General features: G+C 56.2%; 21 protein-coding genes. 7 read left to right on the top strand and 14 right to left on the bottom strand.

Translation table 11 applies throughout. The features are described from left to right. Window positions 1–72: 72 nt before the first annotated feature. The 3 genes from HNQ92_RS02915 to HNQ92_RS02905 are packed head-to-tail and all read left to right on the top strand — an operon-like array spanning window position 73 to window position 3,022. On the top strand, window positions 73–1,152 hold the full coding sequence (locus HNQ92_RS02915; protein WP_184170660.1) for a sensor histidine kinase: 1,080 nt from the start codon (window positions 73–75) through the stop codon (window positions 1,150–1,152). Next, window positions 1,149–2,225: a sensor histidine kinase gene (locus HNQ92_RS02910; protein ID WP_184170657.1), complete on the top strand. Its 1,077-nt coding sequence runs from the start codon at window positions 1,149–1,151 to the stop codon at window positions 2,223–2,225. The genes HNQ92_RS02915 and HNQ92_RS02910 overlap by 4 nt, the downstream gene beginning before the upstream one ends. Continuing rightward, complete coding sequence (locus HNQ92_RS02905) at window positions 2,222–3,022, top strand: LytR/AlgR family response regulator transcription factor (protein ID WP_184170654.1); 801 nt, start codon at window positions 2,222–2,224, stop codon at window positions 3,020–3,022. Before HNQ92_RS02910 ends, HNQ92_RS02905 begins: the two co-directional genes overlap by 4 nt. A 120-nt stretch (window positions 3,023–3,142) precedes the next feature. Here HNQ92_RS02905 and HNQ92_RS02900 read toward each other — a convergent pair whose 3' ends face one another. Genes HNQ92_RS02900 through HNQ92_RS02885 form a run of 4 tightly spaced genes read right to left on the bottom strand, consistent with a single transcriptional unit; the run spans window position 3,143 to window position 6,899 of the window. Then, on the bottom strand, window positions 3,143–4,036 hold the full coding sequence (locus HNQ92_RS02900) for a peptidase associated/transthyretin-like domain-containing protein (RefSeq protein ID WP_184170651.1): 894 nt from the start codon (window positions 4,034–4,036) through the stop codon (window positions 3,143–3,145). After that, window positions 4,036–5,229, bottom strand: coding sequence for a M20 metallopeptidase family protein (locus tag HNQ92_RS02895; protein ID WP_184170648.1), 1,194 nt, complete (start codon window positions 5,227–5,229; stop codon window positions 4,036–4,038). Before HNQ92_RS02895 ends, HNQ92_RS02900 begins: the two co-directional genes overlap by 1 nt. A 55-nt stretch (window positions 5,230–5,284) precedes the next feature. Next, on the bottom strand, window positions 5,285–5,869 hold the full coding sequence (locus tag HNQ92_RS02890) for a Uma2 family endonuclease (RefSeq protein ID WP_184170645.1): 585 nt from the start codon (window positions 5,867–5,869) through the stop codon (window positions 5,285–5,287). A gap of 28 nt (window positions 5,870–5,897) precedes the next feature. Continuing rightward, a complete protein-coding gene (locus HNQ92_RS02885) occupies window positions 5,898–6,899 on the bottom strand; it encodes an NAD(P)H-quinone oxidoreductase (protein WP_184170642.1) in 1,002 nt (333 codons plus the stop codon). 362 nt (window positions 6,900–7,261) lie between these two features. On the opposite strand from HNQ92_RS02885, the gene HNQ92_RS02880 reads away from it, so the two are divergent. Together HNQ92_RS02880 and HNQ92_RS02875 are read left to right on the top strand one after the other, a co-directional pair. Further along, window positions 7,262–7,684 carry an MgtC/SapB family protein gene (locus HNQ92_RS02880; protein ID WP_246439516.1) on the top strand — a complete coding sequence of 141 codons (423 nt, stop codon included), beginning with the start codon at window positions 7,262–7,264 and terminating at the stop codon, window positions 7,682–7,684. A 452-nt stretch (window positions 7,685–8,136) separates the two neighbouring features. Beyond that, the gene (locus HNQ92_RS02875; protein ID WP_184170638.1) at window positions 8,137–8,946 is read left to right on the top strand and encodes an outer membrane beta-barrel protein; all 810 of its coding nucleotides are present in this window, start codon (window positions 8,137–8,139) and stop codon (window positions 8,944–8,946) included. A gap of 7 nt (window positions 8,947–8,953) precedes the next feature. Here HNQ92_RS02875 and HNQ92_RS02870 read toward each other — a convergent pair whose 3' ends face one another. The 9 genes from HNQ92_RS02870 to HNQ92_RS02830 form a co-directional block, all read right to left on the bottom strand. Continuing rightward, on the bottom strand, window positions 8,954–9,550 hold the full coding sequence (locus tag HNQ92_RS02870) for a porin family protein (protein WP_184170635.1): 597 nt from the start codon (window positions 9,548–9,550) through the stop codon (window positions 8,954–8,956). 94 nt (window positions 9,551–9,644) lie between these two features. Beyond that, window positions 9,645–11,804, bottom strand: coding sequence for a xanthine dehydrogenase family protein molybdopterin-binding subunit (locus HNQ92_RS02865; RefSeq protein ID WP_184170632.1), 2,160 nt, complete (start codon window positions 11,802–11,804; stop codon window positions 9,645–9,647). A gap of 2 nt (window positions 11,805–11,806) precedes the next feature. After that, on the bottom strand, window positions 11,807–12,268 hold the full coding sequence (locus HNQ92_RS02860; RefSeq protein ID WP_184170629.1) for a (2Fe-2S)-binding protein: 462 nt from the start codon (window positions 12,266–12,268) through the stop codon (window positions 11,807–11,809). 187 nt (window positions 12,269–12,455) lie between these two features. Next, entirely contained in the window at window positions 12,456–12,698 is a 243-nt protein-coding gene (locus HNQ92_RS02855; protein WP_184170626.1) for a hypothetical protein, read from the bottom strand. Window positions 12,699–12,839: 141 nt separating this feature from the next. Next, complete coding sequence (locus HNQ92_RS02850) at window positions 12,840–13,499, bottom strand: phosphoribosyltransferase (RefSeq protein ID WP_184170623.1); 660 nt, start codon at window positions 13,497–13,499, stop codon at window positions 12,840–12,842. Between the two features lie 109 nt (window positions 13,500–13,608). Next, entirely contained in the window at window positions 13,609–15,942 is a 2,334-nt protein-coding gene (locus HNQ92_RS02845; RefSeq protein ID WP_184170620.1) for a transglycosylase domain-containing protein, read from the bottom strand. 119 nt (window positions 15,943–16,061) lie between these two features. Further along, window positions 16,062–17,003: a YhjD/YihY/BrkB family envelope integrity protein gene (locus HNQ92_RS02840; protein WP_184170617.1), complete on the bottom strand. Its 942-nt coding sequence runs from the start codon at window positions 17,001–17,003 to the stop codon at window positions 16,062–16,064. A gap of 288 nt (window positions 17,004–17,291) precedes the next feature. Then, complete coding sequence (locus HNQ92_RS02835) at window positions 17,292–18,065, bottom strand: LytR/AlgR family response regulator transcription factor (RefSeq protein ID WP_221307358.1); 774 nt, start codon at window positions 18,063–18,065, stop codon at window positions 17,292–17,294. Then, window positions 18,062–21,148 (bottom strand): two-component regulator propeller domain-containing protein, encoded by a 3,087-nt coding sequence (locus HNQ92_RS02830; protein ID WP_184170614.1) that lies wholly within the window; start codon window positions 21,146–21,148, stop codon window positions 18,062–18,064. Before HNQ92_RS02830 ends, HNQ92_RS02835 begins: the two co-directional genes overlap by 4 nt. Window positions 21,149–21,799: 651 nt before the next feature. On the opposite strand from HNQ92_RS02830, the gene HNQ92_RS02825 reads away from it, so the two are divergent. Then, window positions 21,800–22,102: a hypothetical protein gene (locus tag HNQ92_RS02825; RefSeq protein ID WP_184170612.1), complete on the top strand. Its 303-nt coding sequence runs from the start codon at window positions 21,800–21,802 to the stop codon at window positions 22,100–22,102. Between the two features lie 78 nt (window positions 22,103–22,180). Here HNQ92_RS02825 and HNQ92_RS02820 read toward each other — a convergent pair whose 3' ends face one another. After that, entirely contained in the window at window positions 22,181–23,002 is an 822-nt protein-coding gene (locus HNQ92_RS02820; RefSeq protein WP_184170609.1) for a lysophospholipid acyltransferase family protein, read from the bottom strand. A gap of 266 nt (window positions 23,003–23,268) precedes the next feature. Here HNQ92_RS02820 and HNQ92_RS02815 point away from each other — a divergent pair, with 266 nt between their 5' ends. Next, window positions 23,269–23,958, top strand: a complete 690-nt coding sequence (locus HNQ92_RS02815) for a porin family protein (RefSeq protein WP_184170606.1) — start codon at window positions 23,269–23,271, stop codon at window positions 23,956–23,958. The last annotated feature ends 83 nt before the right edge of the window (window positions 23,959–24,041 follow it).

Here is a 24,041-nt window from a genome sequence, read left to right as displayed (position 1 = left end):
CAATTGGTGGCGGTTTGGCCCGGATGAATTACCAAACTACCCTATTTTTGCTGGCGTGAAAACTCCCCCTTGATGAAGCGCCCCTTTTTTACCTGGCTCCGTAAGCAGCTCCGACGGAATACCCTTTACTGGGTAACGGGCCTGTTTGTGGTGCCGTGGCTAGTCCCGCTGGGGGGGTACTTTCTTTGGGGAAGTACCTACCTGGCCAGCTGGCAGGTAGGGTTTGGAGCTTCCCTCATCCTGCTGGCGCTGGTGGCCCTGGCCACGCGGGTACTTAAAGCCCTGAGCCGGTGGATCGTCCGGCGCTTCCCGGAGCCGCAGCACTCTCCCCGGCGGGTGCTTTTGCACATTTTGTTTTTTGTGCCGCTGGGCCTGGCCTATACCCAGCTCAGTATGCTGGCGTTTGACGCCGGGCGGCTTTATGGTTTCCGCTACCAGGCTACCCAAGCTACCTGGCTTTTGGTCGGCGTCACGGTGGCGACGATCATCCTGGCGGGTGTTAGCGAAAGTGTGTACGCGTTTCAGCAGTGGCGCGTCAATCAGCTGGAGTTTCAGCAGCTGGAGCACCAGCATCTGCAGTCGCAGCTCGACGAAGTAAAGCAGCAGGTCAATCCGCACTTTCTTTTCAATAGCCTCAACTCGCTTTCGGTGCTGATCGGCGACGACCAGGCGCAGGCCGAGCGCTTTGTGGACGAAATGGCCAACGTGTACCGGTACCTCCTGCAGGCAGGGCCTACCCGCACCAGAAGCGACGGCCTCACTACCTTGGACGCCGAGCTGCGCTTTGTGCAGTCGTACGCGTATCTGCTACAAACCCGCTACGGGGCGGGCTTTGAGCTACGCCTTTATATAAACGATACCGCCCGGCCGTATCGCCTACCGGCCCTGACGCTCCAGACCCTGCTCGACAACGCCATCAAGCACAACGTGGTGTCAGCCGCCCGGCCGCTGCGCGTGGAGGTGCGCATCACCATTGCGGAGCAACTTCAGGTAAGAAATAATTTGCAAAAACGCTCCCTGCGCGTGCCGCTCAACCAGGCCGGACTGGCTACGCTCACCGCCCGCTACCAACTCCTGACGGGCGCGCCCCTTCGGGTGGAGGCCACTGAACAGTACTTTACCGTGGAGTTGCCGTTGATCCGTACTTTATGAAAAAGCCCCGCTCCCTACCCTACCGCCGCTGGCTCCGGCTCAGCCCCCGCAGCCAGTGGACCTACTCGCTGCTGGTACCTTGGTTTGTGCCTTTGATCAGCTACTTCCTCATCGGCACGCCCTACATCCAGCACTGGAAAACCTTCCTGGGGGGTACTTTGTTTGTGTGGCTCTTGACTACCCTAGCCTTCATTACGCACGACTGGGCCGCCGACGCGATTGGTCGCTTTTTGCCCAACATGCGGCAAACCCTCCTGCGGGCCTTTCTCACCCTGCTGGCTTTCATGGTACTTTCGGGTTTGTTCCTGCTGGTTTATACCTGGCTTTTTATTCGGTTTCAGCTCTTCGGTTCCCAGCTTACCTACGACACGGTATGCTCGGTTTATCTATTTGATGTTGTGGCCATCGTGGGGCTAGTGCTGATCTACGAGGTATTTTATTTACTGGAAAAATGGAAAGAAAGTAAACTCAGCAAGGAGTCGCTCAAAAAAGCCAGCCTGCAAGGCCAGCTCCAGAGCCTAAAAAATCAGATCAGTCCGCATTTTTTGTTCAATAGCCTCAACTCGCTTTCGTCACTCATCGCCGACGAGCCGCAGCGGGCCGAGCGCTTTGTGGACGAAATGGCTAAGGTGTACCGGTATCTGCTCCAAACCAACGACCAGGAGCTGACCCCGCTGTCGGTGGAGCTGGCCTTTATTCAGTCGTACTACCACTTACTCAAAACCCGGCACGGACCGGGGCTGCGGGTGGAGGTGGCGGTAGATCACCCCTACCTACACTACCAGCTGCCGCCGCTGACGCTGCAAATGCTGGTAGAAAACGCCGTCAAGCACAATACGATCCTGGCTACCAGGCCCCTTTGCATTACCATTACTACCACTGCGGAAGGGCAGCTGCGGGTCAGCAACAACCTCCAGCGCAAAACCTCCCGCGTGGAGTCGAACCACATAGGGCTGGCCAATATCAAGGCCCGCTACGAGCTGCTGTCCCGAAACGAACTTTTTATTGAAGAAACCGCCAAGCACTTTACCATTACATTACCCCTTCTAACCCAAGACACTGATTACGCATGAACGTCCTGATTGTTGAAGACGAAGAACTAGCCGTCCGGAAGCTCACCAAGCTCCTGCACGAAATAGAGCCCAGCCTCGTGGTGCTGGGGAGTATGGCCAGCATTGACGAAACGGTGCTGTGGCTCCAAACCAACCGCGCCAGTAGCCAGCCCGAGCCCGACCTGATTTTTATGGACATTGAGCTGGCCGACGGCCAGAGCTTCGAGATCTTTGAACGCGTGGATGTATTCAGCACGGTAGTTTTTACGACTTCGTACGACGAATACGCTCTCCAGGCCTTCAAGGTAAGCAGCATCGACTACCTGCTCAAGCCCGTGCAGCGGGAAGATTTACAGCGCAGCCTGAAGAAATTCCACGACCTCACCACCCGCCACCAGGCCGAGCCCAGCGCAAGTACCCTGCCCGTTAACCTGGAAAACGTGCTGCGGGCATGGCAAAACCAGCAGCAACCCAAAACCTACCGCAAGCGCTTCCTGGTGCGGCAGGGCCAGCGGCTGCTCTCGGTGGAGGTTTCGGAGATTGCCTACTTCTTTACCGACGAGCGCTTCAGCTTTTTCCGGAGCTACTCGGGCCAAAAATTCCTGGTAGACTACACCCTCGACGAGCTGGCCGACGCCCTGGACCCGGAGCTGTTTTTTCGGGTGAGCCGCAGCCTTATCGTTACGCATCAGGCCGTGGAGCAAATGCAGCCTTACTTCGGCAACCGCCTGGCGCTCACGCTGCGCCCCCCGCTCGACAAGGAAGCCCTCGTGAGCCGAGAAAAGGTGAGTGATTTTAAAAAATGGATGGGGAAATAGGTACTTAGAGCAGAGGGCATGGGGCCGTGGGCATGGGGGTACTTTTAGGAAAAGTACCCTTAATAAGCTCCCTTTCTCCGCGGGAGAAAGGGCCGGGGATAGAGGCTCCACGGTCGTACCTCAACGGTACCGGAGCAGCTCCAGCCGGATCATGGGGTTTTGCATTTTTTTGAGGTTTTCTACTTCGCAGTTCCACTGGTGCCAAGTACGGCCGTTGGTTCGGTACCACCAGCGGCACTCGTCGAATTCGTCGGTGGTACCCAGCACCGGGCCGCGGCAGGCATTTTCCTCTACGCGCCCGCCATGCAGATGCGTACGCTCGGTGAAGGTACCTTCGGCTGTAGCCAGCCATTCCATGGAAATAAAGAAGCCGTCTTCGGGAATGGGTACATTGTAACGCCCCAGGGGTACTTCTTTCCAGCGGCCCCAACGCCGGGAGCGTACGATGACGCTTTCCTGTAAAATATCATCCCCCGGCCTCCCGTCCTTATTCTGATACAGCCGAACCCGAAAGGCTGTGCGGGGCCGACCGCGCCGGGCTACGTAGAAGGAGGCTTTCTTGATAACTCCCTGACTTTTGCGCGGGTTGGGTACCAGCAGGGCCATTTCGTCCAGCGAGGAAGAGTCACAGGAAAAAAAGTACCCCACGGCCCGCTTGCGCAGCGCTCCCAGCAGCTCGAGCGTGGGTTTTTGATCCTGCGCCCAGGACAGCGTCTGGAGCACGAGCGGTTTTTCGCTCAATTGGATTTCCAGAGAATCCGTCGAAAACGCGATGATTTCTTTGGGCAAGTACCCCGGTGCCGAAACGTGCAGCGTGTCGGGCCGGGACGCCAGCCAAAACCAACCCTGCCCGTTGGTGTGGGTACCTACGCGCCGGGGGCTGTCGGTCACGAGGGCGTAGGGTATCGGGCTCAGCGTGAGTGCATCCACCACGCGCGCCCGCAGCTCCTGCGCCATCGCCGAGCTTGCGCTCCAGCCCCAAAGTACCCCTACCAGCCCAAGTACCCTTACCATCAGTGCTGCGTGAGTTCCTGAATGGCCAGCCAGCTCATGAGCCCCGGCCCAACCTCAAGCGCCGCCTCGTCGATGTCGAAGGTAGGTGTATGTACCCCCGACACAATGCCGCGCGCTTCGTTGCGGGTACCCAGCCGGTAAAAGCAGGAGTCGACTACCTGCGAATAAAAGGCAAAGTCTTCACCGGCCATCCACAGGTCCAGATCCATGACGTTCTCGGCCCCCATGTAGGCCACGGCGGCGGCGCGGGTGCGGCGCGTCAGCTCGGGGTGATTTTTCAGGAAAGGGTACCCTTTCACAATTTCGAAGTCGCAACTACCGCCCATGGCGTCGGCCATGCCCTCGGCCATTTTTTTCATTTTGCGCAGCCCCTCTTCGCGCCACTCTTCGTCCATGCAGCGCCAGGTACCTTGGATGGTTACTTCGTTGGGAATCACGTTCGTAACACCGTCGGCAATAAAACGCCCGAACGACAGTACCGACGGGTTGGCGGGCTTGCGGTGGCGGCTGATGATCTGCTGCAGCGCCACGATGATGTGCGAGGCCATCAGTACCGGGTCGATGAGCTGGTCGGGCATGGCGCCGTGGCCGCCTTTTCCTTTCACGGTGAGGTACAGCTCGTCGGTGCTGGCCATGTACATGCCTTCCCGAAAGCCAATCTTGCCCACAGGTACGTTGGTGGCTACGTGCTGGCCGAGCATCCCCGCCGGGCGCGGATTTTCAAGTACCCCTTCTTTGATCATCAGCGAAGCCCCACCAGGGGCTTTCTCCTCGGCGGGCTGAAAAACGAGCTTCACGGTACCTTCAAACTCCTCCCGCAGCTGGGTGAGAATGCGGGCCGTGCCCAGCAGCGACGAGGTATGTACATCGTGCCCGCAGGCGTGCATCACGCCAGGTACCTGCGAGCGGTAAGGTACCTCGTTGGCTTCCTGGATGGGCAGGGCGTCCATGTCGGCCCGCAGGCCTACCACCCGGCTGCCGGGATTGCGCCCTTCGATGAGCGCCACCACGCCCGTACCGGCCACGCCTTCCTGCGGCTGCAGGCCCAGTGCCCTGAGCTGCTCGGCCACGAAGCGGGCGGTTTTGTGCTCCTGAAAAGAAAGCTCCGGGTGGCGGTGCAGGTGGTGGCGGTGAGCCGTTACGTCGGCCACGCAGGCTTTACTCAGGGACTTTATTTTACTCAGAATATCCATTTTGTGAAATTACAATACACTTTACCCTAATGAAATCGCAAGGTACCACTCGTTTTCAATCTTTGAAAATAGCGCTGACCTCCATCGAAAAGCCCGGCAGGGCCACGGAGGTGAGGAGCTCGCCTTCGGTAAAGGGTTTCAGGCCAAAGTACCTTCCCTGCTCGTTGAGCACGTAGGCCAGCACGATTTTGTCGTTGGGTTCCACGAGCCAGTATTCCTTCACGCCATTTTCTTCATATACCTCAAACTTATCCTTCATCTCCTTACGGGTGTTGCCGGGCGAAAGAATCTCCACGATGAGGTCGGGAGCGCCTACGCAGCCTTTGTCGTCGAGCTTATCCAGGTCGCAGATCACGCATACGTCAGGCTGCACGACGGTATGTATTTTGTGGTCGCGCTCGGCCCGGCGGGGCGTCAGGCGCACGTCAAAGGGAGCCGCGTAGACGTGGCAGGGATCATCAGCCAAAAAATTAAACAGGCTATTGAATAAAATAGCCGACTGACGCTGATGCCGCCGCGCCGGAGCGGGCGACATGGGAAATATTTTGCCACGGATCAGCTCCAGCCGCTCCTCGAAGGTCCATTGGAGGTAGTCGGCGTAGGAGTAGGTTTTGGTGAGATCCAGCGAGTCGAAGGTCATAAGCCGGGCGATAAAGGAGTAGGTAAAGCTACAAAATTTCTTCGGGCTTCTCACCGATCCGCAGTACCACTTTGCCCGCGCTGAGGTTGGCCTCCAGGTACCTGTGGGCTTCGGCAGCATCCTGCCAGTTGAAAACCGTATCCACCACCGGGCGCAGCTCACCCTGCGTGAGCTTATCGTAGGCAAAATCCACGAAGTCACGCGTGAGGGCAACTTGGTAGTCGCGGGTGCGGGAGCGCAGGGTACTTCCCATGATCTGCAAACGCTTGAACACAATGGGTCCGATGGGTACTTCGGAAACCGTGCCCCCGCCCATGACGGCCAGCATGACCAGCCGCCCGTCGCGCCGCAGGGCCTGGATATTCTGTCCGAAGTAATCACCCCCGACGGGGTCCACGATGAGGTCCACGCCCTGGCCGTCGGTTAAGTGCTGTACCTCGTCCAGGAAGGGTCCCTTGCGGTAGTCGATGGTATGCATGGCCCCCAGCTCGTGGCAGAGCGCATGCTTGCCCGACGAGGCCGTCACCAGCACCGTAGCGCCCATCGAACGCGCCACCTGAATGGCCGCCGTACCTACCCCGCTGGCTCCGGCGTGCAGCAGCACGGTTTCGCCCGCTTGCAGCTTCCCAACCCAGCTCAGCGCCTGGAAGGCCGTCAGGAATACCTCCGGCACGGCGGCCGCTTTGGTGTAGTCCCAGCCCAGCGGCACGGGCATGGCCATGTCTTCGTGCATGACGGCGTACTCGGCGTAGCCTCCGCCGGGCAGCAGACCAAAAACTTTGTCGCCTATCTTCCAGCGGGTTACTTTTTCGCCCAGGGCCTCTACCTCACCGGCTACTTCCAGGCCCAGCAGCGGGCTGGCGCCTTCGGGCGGGGGGTACTTGCCTTCGCGCTGCAGGATGTCGGCGCGGTTGAGGGCCGTGGCGTGTACTTTTATAAGTACCTCGTAAGCCGACGGCTCCGGCGTAGGGTACTCATCCAGGTAGAGCTGGTCGGCATGGCCGAAGTCTTTCAATTGGATCGCGAGCATAGAAAATGTTTTAGCTTGAAGAAGTGTAGTATCTACCAAACGCGCTTCGGGGCGCTTCTATTCCTCTACAAAGAACTTAAAAAGTACCTTTCGGTTTAGGACAAAGTACCTGCGGCCTGAAGGTTCTGCGAAAAAGCCTCAATTCCATTGCGGCAATCCCCGGCCCTTTCTTTGGCGGAGAAAGGGCACTTTTTGTAGGGTACTTTCTGAAAAGTACTCTTTGCTTAACGTTAAAGTACCCCATTCCTTTGTTTAAAGTACCATCCGCCCAAGGTACCTTCAGGAAAGAAATCTGGCACGAGAATTTAGGCATAATCTCTTACCATTTTTTAATCTTTTCCATCTCTAATTGGCTACTATCCATGATGATCTCCTGGACCGAAATCGCCCTCCGACTCTGCGTAGCCGCGCTGCTGGGCGGCATCGTGGGGCTTGAGCGCGAGCGAAAAGACTGGGCCGCGGGCCTACGTACACACATGATGGTCTGCGTGGGAGCGGCTCTGAGTATGCTGGTTTCGGCGCATGGGTTTTACGAGGTACTTACGCACGAGCATATCGAGCTGGACCCCTCACGGGTGGCGGCGCAGGTCGTGAGTGGGATTGGCTTCCTGGGCGCGGGTACCATTCTGTTTTTGCGGCAGGAGGTGATCCGGGGCCTCACGACCGCCTCGGGACTGTGGACGGTGGCGGCCATCGGGCTGGCTACGGGCGGCGGCATGTACTTTGCGGCGGCTACCACCACGGTACTTGCCATCCTGGTTCTGTGGGGCTTGCAGCAGGTCTAAAAACGCTTTTTCAAACATCAAAAAGACCAGCTGATTCAGGTAATAACCACCAACTGGAAAGCCTCCGCCCGGATTGTCCAGCAGTTGTCGGCCGATGCGCGACTTAGTATTAGTAGTATTTCGGCCGAGAAAAAGCAGGATGACGTAGTGATTAATCTGAAGGTAGATACCCGCCAGGAAAATGACATCCTGAACGTCATGCACGATCTAGAATCGCACGCCGAGGTCAAGAAAATCGTTTGGGATAAAATACTTTGACCAAACGCTGGCGCCGAAAAGTACCTTCACAACACATCCTTCTACTCACTGACTGATAGGAGCATGTAATTCATAGCTGCCCTGGTGAAGTACCTAAGCGATAAAGTTCTCTCTGGGCTTACAACCCTTGGTAGCTACCTGGGGTCCCTCTACAAACGATCAAAGTACCCCTGCACCTAAACAACCTGACGGAGATGAAAAAGCGATTTCCTACTCTTGTGTACCTACTAATCCTGAGCGTAAGTACCTCTACGGCCTGGGCGCAAACCTCTCCCTGGACGCTGGGCCTCAAAGCGGGCACCGGCTGGAGCGGCCGTAACGTAGAGCAACAAACCAACCAGGAAATCCGGGACCGGTACCGGTCGGGCTTCAGCTACGCCGGTGGCCTGCGGCTAGGGTACCGCTTGGCTCCGTCCCTGGCCCTTCGGGTCGATGCCGAATGGCAATCCCTGTGCGACCGCCGAGTCCGTGCCTTAAACGTACTTGGGCTAACGGATGTGGATAGGCTCGGACCGCTGATTTATACCACTACCTACGACAATACCTTCCAACGCCTGCAGGTACCCCTCACCGTTGAGATTAACCCTTTCCCCCAACGTAGCCCCGTGTATGTGCTGGCGGGCGCTATGCCTACCTACTTTATTAAAGCCAAGACCCACTACAAGCTGGTGAGTTCTCGTGAAGATGACCCACTTGCGTCGGGGTCATTAACCATTCCGTTTTCCATTCGGGAGAATGAACATCTGCGTAACGACCTGCTTTTTATAGCCGGTGTAGGTACTTCGGTGGGTAAGAAAATAGCGCTGGAAGCCGTGTACCAGTTTAACAACCCACTGCGCTACGCTGAGCAAAGGGTCGGTGGTGCCTTCATACTACTACCTACCTACACGTCACGGGCGGGCCAGGGGCTGCTTGTTACGGCTACGTATAGGCTTTTTTGGATTTTAGGAGAATTGTCCATAAATAAAATCCAAGTACCAGGACAGGATAGGTGCGGTAATTAAAGCTGCCTTATTTTTTCGCCAGCAAATAATACAAGCCTACTTGCACAACCCGGTTAGAACCATCCTTTCCCATACCCGCTGGATTCCCGTTCGGATCTCTGTAATCTATCGTTATTAGTTTCGTAAAACCGTAATTATAACGAAGATCGATGCCCAGATTCTCTTTGATTTTATAACCTAATCCAAACACGAGCCCCAGGTCGAATCGGCTATAATCTTCCGTACCATCAAACCTATATTCAGGGGTTTTCCTAGTAGCCTTCGTCAGCAAACCTAGTTCTGGTCCGGCCAGAACAACTACTTTTTCAACAGGACTAAAGCCTAGTAAAACCGGAAGAGTAAAATAACGTAGATTCTCTCTGGTTTTACCGTACTTTACTGGTGACCGGAAGCCTTTCACCGAGTAAAGTAATTCTGGCCGAATCAAGAAGCGATCGCTGAGAGCCACTTCCAGCAGGCCTCCGGCGTGGGGGGCTAGGTTGGTTCTGGTAGTTTCAAAATTCAGATTAGCGCCATTTAGCCCGGCTTTCAAGCCAAACCGTACTTGGGCAAACGAAACCTGGAAAAGGAGTAAAGCCAGGGTAAGGGAAAGAAGCTTTTTCATAGGTAGGTGAGAATACGTGAGAAATTTGTAATAAACAACGCGGCGGCGGGTACTTCAAGGTACCTTACCGCCGCGTTGAGGCATAAAATCGATGCTACGAAATGCCCTTGAAGGGCTCCTCTTCTACGAAAGGCTGCTTGTAGAGGCGCTTGCCGGTCGCTTTAAAGATGGCGTTGGAAACGGCGGCACCCGTGGGCGGCAGCGCCGGTTCGCCCAGGCCGGTGGGGTCCATGCCGTTATTTACAAAATGAACCTCTACTTCCGGAATTTCGTTGACCCGGATCAGCCGGAAGCTGTTGAAGTTGCTCTGGTCGGGAGCGCCGTCTTTGAAAGTCATATTGCCGTACATGGCGTGGCCCATGCCGTCTACGATGCCGCCCATGACCTGCTGCCGCGCGCCGCTCTGGTTGATCACCACGCCGCAGTCTACGGCCGCATGAATTTTCTTCACCACGGGTTTGCCTTTTTCCATCACTACCTCACCCACCTGCGCTACGTAAGAAAGGTGCGAGTAGTACAGGCTGAAACCCTGCGCCAGCGGCTTGCCATCGGGGCCTTTCTTCTTGCCCCAGCCCGATTTTTCGGCGGCCAGCTTCGTAACGGCGATCATCCGGTCGAGGTCGTACTTGACATCCCCGGTCGGCGTTTTTTTGGCCTGCTCCAGCAAATCCTGCCGGAACTGCACAGGATCTTTCCCGGCGGCTTCGGCTACCTCGTCCAGGAAAGATTGCTCGGCGTAGGCCAGGAAGTTGGTAATGGGCGCCCGCCAGGGACCCGTCGTAATGGGCGACTTATGTTCTACCGAGTCAATGAGCAAATTGGGCACGGCACCCGAGGGGAAGTTTTGCTCGCGGGTAGGGTTACCCGCGTTGATCCCCACGCCCCGTAGCTTGTAGCCGATCATGTTGCCCTTGGCGTCCAGGGCGGCCTCGAAGCGGTACTTCACCGCCGGGCGGTAGTTACCGGCCGTCATGTCGTCTTCGCGCGTCCAGATCACCTTCACAGGTGCCTTTGCGAGCTTGGAAACCTCCACGGCGTCCATGACGTAGTCGGCGGCCAAGCGACGGCCAAAGCCTCCGCCCATGCGGGTCATTTCCACGGTAATTTTTTCCGGCGGCAGGCCCAGATACTTGGCGGCTTCGCCGCGGGCGCGCTCGGGAGTTTGGGTAGGACCAATGAGCTCGGCACCGTCTTCCCGCACGTGCGCAAAGAAGTTCATGGGCTCCAGCGGGTTGTGGGGCAGGAAGGGGCACTGATACTCGCTCTTCACTACCTTGGCGGCACTCTTGAAGGCAGCCTCCACGTCGCCATCTTGTCGGCGTACGGTAGCTTCGGAGCCATTGAGGAGTTCGTCGAAGAGGCGGTTGTGGTCGGCGGTACTTTCCAGCGCGCCCTCGGCTTCGTATTCTACCTTAAGTACCTCCCGGGCTTTCTTCACCTGCCAGGTCGACTTACCCACCACGGCCACGTTGTTCCGGAACGTCACCACGTCTATAATGCCGGGCATGGCTTTGGCCTGGGTGGCGTCTACCGACTTTACTTTCATGCCAAAGGCCTTCGGCCGCTGCACCATCGCAAAGAGCATGCCTTCGCGGTAGAAATCCAGCCCAAACAGCGGCTTACCCGTAATGATGGCCTGGTTGTCGACGTTTTTATACGTTTTACCAATCAGCGTAAAATCCTTGTATTCTTTCAGCTTTACGTCTTGAGGAACGGGTAGTTTGGCGGCATCCTGCGCCAGCTCGCCGTAGCTGAGCTTCTTGCCCGAGGCCTTATGAAGTACCATGCCATTCTGGGCCGTGCAGGCCTCGGCGGGTACTTTCCAGCGCTGGGCAGCCGCGCCGATCAGCATCACCCGGGCCGTGGCCCCGGCTTCGCGGAGGCGCTTCCAGGAATGCGGAATCGACCCGCTTCCACCGGCTACCTGCCGCTCGTACTTTTTGGTATCCAGCGGAGCCTGCACCACGTTGACCTGCTTCCAGTCTACATTTAGCTCTTCGGCCACAATAAGGGGGAAGGCCGTTTTGATGCCCTGCCCTACTTCGGGGTTGGGCGAGAAGATCGTGATGGTACCATTGGGGGCAATGGCCAGAAAGCTGTTGAAATCCAGCGCCGCGCTGGCGGCGTTGGCATCGAGTATCATGGGCTCAGCGGCAGCAGCCCGCGCTCCGTGAAAACCGAGCAACAAACCACCACCGGCCGTCGCGGCCAGCTTCATGAAATCGCGCCGAGAGGTATTGGGTAATAAGGACATGGTCAGTTGAGTTTAGTGGAGGCTACTTTCACGGCTTCACGGATCCGGTGGTAGGTACCACAGCGGCAGAGGTTTCGGGACATGGTCGCGTCGATGTCTTCGTTGGTTGGCTTGGGTTTACGCTTGAGTAAAGCCGCCGCCGCCATGATTTGCCCCGCCTGGCAGTAGCCACACTGCGCCACGTCCACCTCGTCCCAGGCTTGCTGCACGGGGTGGTCGCCTTTTTCAGAAAGTCCCTCGATGGTGGTCACTTTAGAAGCACCGATGGCCGACACCGGCAGCACGCAGGAAGGCGTCGCTTCGTCGTTGAGGTGTACCATGCAGGCACCGCACTGCGCAATGCCGCAGCCGTACTTGGCCCCTACCAGCCCCAGGTGGTCACGCAGTACCCACAAGAGCGGGGTATCCGGCTCCACGTCGGCCTGGTAGCTTCGGCCATTGATTTGTAGTTTGAAAAGAGCCATAGTATCACTAAGTAGGTTAGTTTCAGGAGCTAAAATAGCAAATATTTTTTACAATGCTCCGCTAAAAACAATAAAATCAGGACATTAGAGAATCTACTCTTTTTGTCTCGCGGTTTCCTGTATAAAATAAAATCTCCTACTAGAAAACTACCTATGGCTCTTCTTTATTGCCGCCGGGGGTACTTTCTCAACTACCCGAAAGCGACGTGTAGCGGTCTTTGGTAGCCAGGGCTTTACCGATGATCTCCAGCAGCTCGGGATTGATCCAGTCTTCGTCCATTACCAGCCATTCGCCTTCTCGTTGCACCATCACAAACGAATCTTTATCGGGATAAATGATGCGCCAACCGGCTTCGCCGTTGTAGTCTTCGGGCTCAACCGTCAGTCTTAGTTCGGCTTCGTTGCGGGGTTCTTTGATCGTTATTTCCATGGTTTTTTTAGTTTAGAATGAAGTGATTAAAAAGGTACTTTATGAAGTTATATTTTTCCAACAATAAAAATCCTAACCTATCAGGTACTTGATACAACCTACCGGCCCGAGCAAGCCCAGTTCCCGGCGCGTTAAAAGTACCTAGGGGGCTTCGCTTTCGGCCTGCCGCATCAGGGCGGCCAGCTGTTCATCCGTAAATTCACCAAAATCTTCATACGCCTGCCCCACCGAGAAAAAAGGCCGGGGCTGTACCAGTACTTCCAGGGCGTCGGCCTTCTGGAGGCCGCGGTCATAGGTAGTGCCCGACACCGGCGCGGCCACCACTACCTTAGCAGCCTCTTTTTGCTGGCACAGCTCCACCAGCGGCACCAGCGTAGCGCCCGTAGCAATGCCGTCGTCCACGAGCAGTACGGTACGATCTTTCATACGGGGGAGCGGACTTCCCTGGCGGTACTGCTGCACGCGCCGCGCTACTTCGTCGGTTTGTTCCTGGATTATCCGCCGAATCACGGGGGCGTCGAGCGTTTTCTGGCCCCGCTCCGATACGTACACCACGCCTTCCTCGGCAACGGCTCCAAAGCCGTACTCTTCGTGCCCAGGAAAGGGTAGTTTTTTAGCGACGATTAGCGCGAAATCAGCGCCCAGCCGCCGGGCAACGTAGTAGGCCACCTCCGCGCCGCCGCGCGGTACGCCCAGCACCAGCGGGTGGGTACTTTGGTACTTGGGTGCCAGAAAGCGGCCGAGCTCCTGACCGGCTTCCCGGCGGTTTCGAAAGACAATTTCCTTACTCTGGTCCTTCATACCTACTTCACGGTTTGGGCGTTGTCGTACTTGGTCTAACCAGGGTACTTTTGAAATGTTTCCACTTTTTTGTCCACGCCCCTGCTGCTGCCGAAAGGTACCCGGCTACTTACTGCCCTCGGTTGCGCCGTTCTCTTTTTCGCCGCCGCCGCTCCTGGCGTTCTTCTTTACTGGTGCGGGGCAGCGACAGCGCCTCAAAAACCCGGTCGATGAAATTGGGCTCCACCTCGGGCAAGTAGGAGCTACAGTCGAGGCGGTTTTGTAAATGCTGGGGCAAGGGCTCAAACCGCTGTACCTTTAGTACCTTGCTTTTTTGGAGCCGGGCCGTATAGTCGCCCCAGATGGGCAGGGCGGTGTTGGAGCCCTGCCCCAGCTCCAGGGTACGAAAACGTACCAGCGGGCTTTCGGCCCCTACCCAAACGCCCGTCACCAGCCCCGGCACGATGCCGATAAACCAGCCGTCGCTCTGGTGCTGGGTAGTACCCGTTTTACCGGCTATGTCGAGCTTCAACCCAAATTGGGAGCGCAGCCGTCCGCCGCTGCCCTCCTCTACCACGCCCTGCATCAGCTTGAGCATGATAGCGGCGTTGTCTTCCCTAAGTACCTGCTTGTCGCGGTGTGGCTTATGCTGGCGTAGCACCCGGTCGTTGCGATCGATAATGCTCGTGACGTACACCGGCTCGGTATGTCGCCCCTGGTTGGCAAAGGCCGTGTAGGCTTCTACCATCTCGAGCAACGATAAGTTAGCCACCCCCAGCGCCAGGGAAGGTACCTTGGGCAGGTCGCTCTCGATGCCCAGCTCCCGCGCCAGGCTGATGGTCCGGTCGACGCCGGTCTTTAAAATGATCTGCGCTGAAACCGTGTTCACCGACTGCGCCAGGGCTCCTTTCATGGAGTATTTGCCGCCGTACTGGTTGCTAGCGTTTTGCGGAGCCCAGTCCTCAAACTCCGGGTAGGTTGTTAGCTTGTTGTCGAAGTAAGTACAGGGATCGATGCCCTTCTGGAGGGCAGCGGCGTACACGATGGGTTTAAACGTAGAGCCCACCTGCCGCCTTGACAACACGTGGTCGTACTTGAAGAGGCCGTGGTTGATGCCCCCTACCCAGGCCCGCACGTAGCCCGTAGCGGGCTCCATCGAGACCAGCCCGGTGTTGAGGAAACGCTGGTAGTAGGCCAGCGAATCCATCGGGCTCATGGTTCGTTTCACAACTCCATTCCAGCTGAAGAGTGCCATCGGGACGGGCTTACGAAAAAGCTCCCGGATCTCCTCGTCGGATTTCCCCTGGGCTTTCAAACGTTTGTAGCGGGCCGAAACGCGCAGCGCGTTATCCATGACGGTTTTGTCCGTTCCCCAGGGCGTACGCCCTTTCCAGTGCGCATCAAACTGTTTCTGAAGAGCCGCCATGCGGGTCCGGATGGCCAGCTCGGCTTCCCGCTGCATTTTGGAGTCGATGGTGGTGTAGATCTTTAGGCCGTCGGTGTAGAGGTTGTATGGGTCGCCATTCCTCTTTTTTTGCTCCTGGCACCAGGTCGCCAGCTCTACCCGCAGCTGCTCCGTAAAGTAGGGCGCTAGTCGTACCTCCTGGGTGCGGGTTTCTTTCATGAGCTTGATCGGGAGCACCTTCAGGGAGTCGGCCGCCGCGGGGGCCAGGTACCCGTACTTCACCATCTGGCTAAGCACTACGTTGCGCCGCCGCTTCGAGCGCTCCGGATGGGTGGCGGGGTTGTAGGCCGTGGTGGCCTTGAGCATCCCGACCAGCACGGCCGCCTGCTCGGCCTTGATGGCGTGAGCCGGTACGTTAAAAAAATGACGCGAAGCTCTTTCAATGCCGTAGATGGTACCGCCAAAGGAAACCGTATTCAGGTACAGCTCCAGGATGGCCTCCTTGGAGTAGACGGACTCCAGCCGCCGGGCTATGATCATTTCCTGGAGTTTGTTGATGGGCATTTCGAGGTACTTGTACTTGCGCCGGGGGTAGAGGTTTTTGGCCAACTGCTGGGTAAGGGTACTTCCACCACCCGAGCTTTCTTTCTGCATCAGCAGGGTTTTGATAAGTACCCGCGCCAGGCTGCGCGAGTCGATGCCGTGGTGCTTGTAGAAACGTACGTCTTCGGTGGCGATGAGCGCCTGAATCGTAACGGGCGAAATGGCGGCGTAAGACACATTGGTGCGGTCGTAGAGGTAGTACCGGGCCAGCAATACGCTGTCGGCCGAGTACACTTCGGAGGCCGTGTCGTTGCGCTTGGATTTTAGCTCGCTTCGGGAAGGGCTGCGCCCGTACACACCCATCGAAACGGAAAAGAAAAAGAACAGCCCCAAACCCAGGCCCAGTACGGCTAAGCCTCCGAGCACCAGCAGTACCAATTTAAAACCCCGGGGCCGCCGTTGCCGGCGTAGATAATTTCTGATTTGATCAAGCTTGTTTTTCCAGTAGCTCTTCATAAAAACGGAGCGTAATTCTTCGTTATTTTTTTGCAAAATCCTTGGGGTTCAACTCGTCGAATAAAAACGTTATTGGTCCTAAAAAAGCTGTTCCCGACGCTGCCTCCGGGCGGCTTAGCTCAGGTACTTTGTCCGGGGGTCTCTTTCCCGGGCTTCACTTCCCGCTCCTGCACTTCGTAAGTAAATGCTTTTTTGAGCGGCCTAATGGGTTTATCGTAGGTGTCGCTCAGTACTTTTATAAAGGAGCCTCCGTAGTAAAAGATAAACGAAGAATAAAATACAAACAGCAAAATGAGCACAATGGAGCCCGCAGCGCCGTACATGGTGGCTACGTTGCTCAGCGACAACAACCACCGCAGCAGCAGCTTCCCGCCCGTAAACAAGATGCCGGTAAAAAAACCACCCTGGAGAGCCAGCTTCCACTTGGGACGGGCCGAGGTAAGAAACCGGAAAAGGATACTAAACCAAACCGTCACCATCACAATAAAAAACAGTTCGTGAAAGAGATCTCGGACCAAAGCGCTGTACGTGGGAAACAGGAGAATCAGGTACCCGCCCAGGGCTATTTTCAATCCTTCCAGCAGCAAGCCAACCAGGAATAGTACGCCCGCCAGCAGAATGATCCCCAGCGACCGGGCGCGAAGTTTGAGCCTGAACTTGAGGCCGGGGCGCGCCTGCACTTTAATTTTCCAGATCTCGTCCAGCGAGCTTTGTACTATATGGAAGAGCGTAGTGGCCACAATGAGTAGAAACCCAAAGCCGATCAGGGCAAAGTACCACTCCTGGTCCAGGCTAAGCTTTTTGAGGTTCTCGATGGTGAATTGAAGTTGATCGGCCCCTTCTTCTCCTACAATGGCTTTTAGGTCTTGTAGGAGCTGGGCGCTTAGCTGATCCGGATTAATAAACAACCCGAAAAGCTGAATAAAAATAAGCAGGATGGCCGGCAAGGCAAAGGTCGTGAAGAAAGCCGTGGCCCCGGCCAGGCGCAGTGGGTCGTTCTGCTGGAGTTCCGACAGGGATTTACCAAGTAAAGAAAACAGCTTGACGGGGTTAAAAGTCACTTTTTTCGGGCTTTGGCTCTGAGCTTCTAAAACTACTTACTTCCATGCTTTCTAGGGCATCCTGGTAGCCGTGGTGAGCCCTAAGGTACCCCAAGGTGCTGGTACTTTCCCCACTGTCAGTGCTCACGCAAGTACCTTGGCAAGGTAGTTCTTCTACCTATAACCGAATAACGGCACAAAAAGGTATAACCGCTCCCTATATTCACGCATAAAAGCGCGCAGGAGCGATCCGGGAAAGTACCTGGGTTAGAAGATATAAAGGAGAGCTGCCGCCCGCCAGGGCGTCTTTTAGCGGTCGAACCACCGCTTGAAGCCGGGGGCTTTTTCGCGGCTAATGTCAATTTCCAGCGTCAGGGGTTTCTTTAAACGCAGGGTTAGTTTCTGGTTTTCGTGCAGGGTCACGGTCTCGATGGCGTCTATATTGACGATGGACTGCCGGTTGGCTCGGAAAAACTTCCGGGGGTCCAGGAGCTCCTCGATGTCTTCCAGGGTGGTGAAATCCAGCACGTAGCGGTTTCCTTTGTAGGTATATAAGTAATGGATGGCGTCCTTGAAGAAGCAAGCAATGTCGTCGGTATTGACCGGTACCCACTGATGACGAATATGGACGATGAATTTTTCTTTGTACAGCGGCTCCCGGCTACCCGATCCGGCCAGCATCTGTAGCAGCTCCTGGAGGTCGGGCGGCGCGGGCTTACTTTTCTCGCTCAGCGCCCGGCACTTACTGATGGCTTTCTCCAGCTCGCCTTCGTCGATGGGCTTCAGCAGGTAGTCGATCCCGTTCACCTTAAAGGCCCGGATGGCGTATTCGTCGTAGGCCGTCGTGAAGATAATGGGGCAGCTCAGGTGAAAGTGCTCCAGCAGCTCGAAGCTCACGCCGTCGCCCAGTTGAATATCCATAAACAGCAGGTCCGGCTCGGCGTTTTGCATAAACCACCGGCGGGCGGTTTTCAGGCTGGGTAGCAGGGCCTGCACTTCTACATCGCCCGCCACGGCCGAGATCTTACTCTGGAGCTCCCGGGCCACCAGGCTTTCGTCTTCTATAATGACCGCTTTGATCATATAAGGGGTACTTTTACGGTAAAATAATGTTTTTCTTCACAAATTTCGAGGGGCCGCTCCGACAGGTACCGGTAGAGCGACTCCAGGTTGGCCAGGCCCTGCCGGTTGCTGGTTTCCACGAAGTTTTTTTTCTGTAGATTGTTCCGGATCACCAGCTGATCGTTTTCGGTAAAAATATCTACCACCAGGGGCGTTTCTTCGTCCACGCGGTTGTGCTTGATGGCGTTTTCGAGCATGTTTTGTAAAATCACCGGGGCCACTTTCCAGTGGTTATACTCTTCGTTGATGGCTATGTTAATTTGCAGGCCGCGCCCGAAGCGTGTCTTCTGGAGCTTGATGTACGTGCGGGCAAACTGGATTTCGTTTTCCAAAGGTACCAGGTCGTTGTCGCGGCTTTTGAGAATGTAGCGGTAGGTTTTGCTTAAACTTTCCAGAAACTCCCCCGCCGTTTTTTGGTCAATGCGGATCAGGCTGTTCAGCGACGTCAGCGAATTGAACAAAAAGTGCGGGTTCAGCTGCTGCTTCAGGCTTTCGTACATCACCAGTGCTTTTTCTTTTTCCAGCGACTGCGCCTTGCTTTGCAGCGAGTAGATCCGCTCTTCCTGCCGGAGGCGGGTTCGGTAAATCAGGTACACTACCCCCATACACAGCCCCAGCACCAATACCCTGAACCACCAGAGCTGGTAAAAAACCGTAGCGATGTACAACGGTACCGAGGTATCCGCCTGGCCCCATTCTTCGTCCACGCTGGTGGCTTTGACCCGAAACACGTAGTGCCCGCCGGGGAGGTTGGTGTAGCTGGCGTACCGGCGGCGGCCGGCGGGTACCCAGTTTTCGTCAAAGCCTTCGAGTTGGTAGAGGTATCGCTGCTTTTCGGGCTCGTTGTAATCAAGGGCGGCAAACGTAAACGAAAGGCTGTTTTCGTCCGCTCCGAGCTTGACGGGCTCTTGGCGGCGTACTTCGTTCATAAAGTACCGCTCCTGATCATTGACCTGCATGGACGTAATCCTGACCGGCACGCGGGTTAGCTGGCGCTCCAGAAACGAGGGGTCAAACTCGTAGTACCCTTGGCTGAGCGACAGCTTCATGGTGAGGCGGGGCGTAAGGGTGAGGCGGTCGCCTACGTTGGAATGCTCAATGCCGTCATTGACCCCAAAGCTGACTACCGTGCGGTTGGCCGGATTCACGACACAAAGGGCCGCAATCGTGATGCACCAGATCCGGCCGGAAGCGTCTTCGCAGAGTTCTTCGGTGATGTCGCCCCGGAGGCCGTTCTCTGAGGTATAAAGAAACTTAAAAGCCGGGCTCTTTCGGTTGGCCTCGTAGCAGAGCAAGCCCGCGTAGGTACCTGCCCATACTTTCCCGGCGCGGTCGGTGAGCAAAGCCAGCACATGGCTACCCGCCGCCTCTCCAAGTTGGTCGGCGGCGAGGGTCACAAACTTCTCCGTAGCGGCATCAAAATAGGCCAGGTACCCGTAGCTTCCGCCGATCCAAATGCGCCCTTGCTGGTCGAGGGTGATGGCCCGGAGGTGAGAAATCGGAAGGTAAAATTTCCCCTTCTGGCTCGACGCATAGTGGGTGTAGCGCTGTGTAGTAGGATCATAACAAAATACGCCGTTGGCTCCCGTAACAATCCAAACCCGGCCGTGTATGTCCTCGCGCATACGCTCAAAAAAGTTTGACGGCCCCGCGAGGCCAGCGGCCAAGGGAGGCTGCGGGATTTTCACAAGTACCTGCCGCTGCTGGTCCAGGTGGTAGAGGTAGTCACGGGTCAGGACCCAGATCGTGCCGCGGCGATCCTGCAAAATATCCTCCACCAGTAGGAAAGGCTCTCCCAGATCGGCTTCGAAAGACAGGATTTTCTTCTGGCCGCTTCGTTTATCGAGCAGGTGAAGCCCGTCGGCGTACACAGTACCCGTGAGCAGGTACTGGTCGTTCTCGAAGATTTTAGAAAGGCGGTAGTGCTCGCCGTTGTCGGAGCGCGAAACGGGTACTTTATGAAAGACGAATTTCTTTTTTTCCATTCGCACTTTTAAAAGTCCCTGGTTGTAAGCCAGCCACAGGTTACCCTGTTTGTCGGGCATCAGGGCTCTATAATCCCTCGGGGCCAGGTCGGTTTTCTTTCCAAAAAAATGAAACGAGGCGCTTGATTTAAGAAAATACCCAAAGCCATCGCTCGCGCTGATTACCCACACCGTATCCTTGCCTTCGAAGCTCATCCCGTTGATGATGTTGGTCGTGGATTTACTATTGTTTGGCGTGGGGAGGTAGTTATCCCACCGGCCCGAAGCCATACCGTAGCGGCTCAGCCCGCCCGCCCAGGCACCCAGCCACAGGTTGTCTCCCTCGCGCTTGATGGACGTGAACAAATCGACCCGCACGTCCTTTTGTAGCGCTTTGGGAAAAGGTACCTGGCGCAGGGTACTTGTTTTTTTGATAAACTGGTAGAGGCCATTGGCCGTTGCCAGCCAAAAGTACCCCGGCTCCGTCTCGACGGCCCCGTACACCGTGTTGTACAGGCGGCTTGGGTCATTTGCCGGTGCCTCGGGAGGTGCGAGGCTGTACGAGGTACATTGGCCCGTTTTTTGGTTTAGCCGTAATAAACCTTCCCGCTGCAAGCCAATCCAGAGGTCGTTATCCTGATCCACAAAGAGTGTCGTAATCTCCCGGGCCGGAAGCTGCCGGTTTTGCTCAGTACGCAGTAGATAGCTCCGGAAAGTACCCGTGGCCGGGTCGTAGGAAGAGACCCCTCCTTGCAGGTACCCAATCCACAGCAGCCCGTTGTGGTCTTCGGCCAGGGCCGTGATGAAGTTGGAAGTAAGCGAGTTTTTATCCCCCGCTTTTTTATGAAACATCTTGAACGTATAGCCATCAAAACAGCTTAGCCCTTCCACCGTACCTAGCCATAGCAAGTCGCGGCTGTCTTGTAACATACAACGAATGGTGCGGCTCTCCAGCCCCTGGGCTTCGTTGTACTGGGTTACCTTAAACTCCCGCGGCTGTGCGTAGCCCTGCCGGCTCACCACCAGCAAGACCAACACCAAGGCCTGTCGGAGAATCAAAGCCGAAACGTTTGCTTTCATGTTGGGTTTACTATTCGTTTACAGGATCTGCTTGGGGCCTAGAGCTACCCGCCCGGCTGAGGGCCACCCAGGTACCTTCTTTTCATTTTTTGTAAATGTTGCGAAATAGTCCCTACTAGTCCACTTCTTTTTAGCGAAGCGTGGTAAAACTGAATGGAACCGGAGGCAAAAGAAAGTGAGCTGCCACGCTCGCTCCGCACAGGTACCCGCAGGGCCTACAAGTACCCCTCCGATCCAGGTCCTGGATCAGGTAGGCGCGCTAAACGGCTCATCACCAGAAGTACCCGTTTCGGGCTATTTTTCCCGCATTTCAGCTACTTAAACTTTCGGAGTTTTTTAGGGGCCGGTAGTTTTGTTGCGTCGAAGAAAGAAAGCCCGGCGCCGGGGTACTTTTCTACGATTAGTAGCCAAAAACCTTTTACTAGAATTAAAGAGCCATGAAAAACACATTTCTTTTGGTACGAACCCGGAGCTGCTCGCAAAGTAAAACGGGCGAAGACACGGATAGCCCAGGCAGAATGCCTACCCACAACTAACGGCATAGGGCGGGGGGTACCTAACTCGGGCTATTCCCTGAAGGTACCCCCGCACCGAAATTACCTACTGAAATCCAACGGTCTTCCTAGACCTTTCCATTTGACCATTACGAACATGACGAATCTATTCTGGGCCGTTACTTTCCTGAATGTAGCCGCCGCTGTCTACTACCTACTGATGGCTTTCACCCTCCACCGTATGCCGGGCAGCGCCCGCTCGGCGGTACTTCATTCTCTGGCTATGGGCGTGTCTTTTGTGGCCCTGGCGTGGGTGGGGTACTTGCTGTGGCAGTCGTGGCACTACGCCGAGCTGGGCCTCTGGCTGAGTATTTTTCCCTGGACCATCCTCCTTACGTCCGGCTTTTTTCTGGTACTCCCAACCCTGCGCAACCGCCCGCTCGGCAGCCGCTGGAATTAATCTTACACAGCAGCGTACGGCGGAAGTTTCTGATGCTCTTCCTCCGTACGCTTTTTTAAGTACCAAAGTACCCCTTCTTCACTCCTCCCGCAGCCAGGTCATTCGCTGTTTGGGAATATCCTGCTCGATGGCCGTGGTGATGCGGGCCACCATACTGTCCACGGCTTCGTCCGGCGAGAAGTACATGGGGGGCTTAAACTGCACGACGATCGTCGTGTTCCGCTTCTTGAATCGCAGCCCTTTCTTATCAAACGCCCGCCGGAAGCCGTTGATCACCACGGGTACTACCACCGGCTGGTGCTCTTTGATGAGGTAGGCCGTGCCCTTCCGGACGGGCGCGTAGGGCTTGGTAGTACCCTGCGGAAAACTAATGACCCAGCCGTGGCCCAGCCCCATCCCGATCTTGTCCTGCGCGGTGTTGTCGAGGCTCCGCTTCACGTTTTCGCCCTGGGCCCGCCACGAGCGCTCCACCGTAATGGCCCCACCCATGCTGAATATTCTCGGCAAAATGCCCCCCTCCTTCATGGTTTCGGAAGCCGCCACGTAGTAGCTGCGCACCCGGGGCGAAAACAAATAAAAAGGCGGCGAAATGGTATCCTTGTAGCCCCACTTAACGGCACAAAAAATATGGTAGAAGGCAATGACGTCGGCAAAGTAGGTTTGGTGGTTGGACAAAAACAGCACGCCGTGGTCGGGTAGGTGGTGCAGGTGCTCGGTCCCCTCGATCCGGATTTTGTTCACGGCGGTGTAGCGGTAGTACGTAAACCACCCCAAAATAAAAATCAGTATCCTTTTCACCACCAGCCAGTTTCCGAAGGGGTCCTTTTCGAAGAGCCCCAGGAAGTCGAGCCGGGCCAGCCAGCGGGGCAGGGCGCTGTATGTCGTTTTTTCGGATGTCATGTAGTTAACGGCCTTCTCGGCCCCACGTGTGCTTTTACACAAGTATACAATGTTTTACGGCAAATGTTCACATCAGACTAGTACCGACAAAATTTTACGTCCTCTTTAAACGCCGCCACCGTGCCCTTGTCCAACCCCGGCAGCCCCGGCGCTGGAACAACTTTTTACCAACGATCTCTAACCTAAAAAATCATTCACCGACGAGCGCTAGCCTATGACCACGTGTACGTTTTCCCATTTTTTCATTTCTAATTTCTTTTTTTGCCATGAAAACGACCCGTTGGTTTCTACTTTCATTCGTTGCTTTTTTAGGTTCAGTCAATTTCGCCTCGGCCCAGTGGTCGGTGGGGGTGCGCGGAGGTACCTACATCGGTAGCGTTTCCCAACCGCAACTGATCACCAACCTCGCGCCCGAGTTTCGCTGGTCGGCCCGGACGAGCGCCAGTATCTTCGCCGAATACCAATTCTCCGACCACGTAGCCATTCGGCCCGAGGTAAGCTTTCAGCAAAAAGGCTTTATGATGCGCGGCGGTACCAGCTTCAACCTGGGCAATTTCCCCATTCCGCTGGGGGGGCGCTCTACTTTCCGTACCGACTACGTGGATGTACCCGTGCTGCTCAAGCTATCGACGGGCGGCGATGTGGCCCATGCCTACTTCATCGTAGGGCCCGCCGTTGGCTACGCCGCCGGGGCTACCCTCGTGACGCGCCCGCAGGTGTTGATCGAGCTGCGGCCCATCCGTACCAACATCGGCCTGGAGTCGGTCAACTACCAGCGCTTCGAATTTAGTGGCATAGCCGGGGTAGGTGTGGGCTTTCAGGCGGGCCCCGGACAGATCATGGCCGAGGCCCGCTACCAGCAGGGCATCAGCCGCCTGCTCGACCTCCCCATCGTACGGGCCAACGTGCGCAACCAGGGCGTAGCCATTTCGCTGGGCTACCAGATTCCGCTCTAACGGCAAAGTACCCCAAGTACCTTTTTGCCCAGGAGCCGCCCACCCAGGGCGGCTCCTTTCGGCCTACTATTCTAGCTAAGCAG

The organism is Rhabdobacter roseus, assembly GCF_014202275.1.
GTDB classification, from domain to species: Bacteria; Bacteroidota; Bacteroidia; order Cytophagales; family Spirosomataceae; genus Rhabdobacter; species Rhabdobacter roseus.
This window is presented reverse-complemented; position numbering and strand designations above follow the sequence as displayed.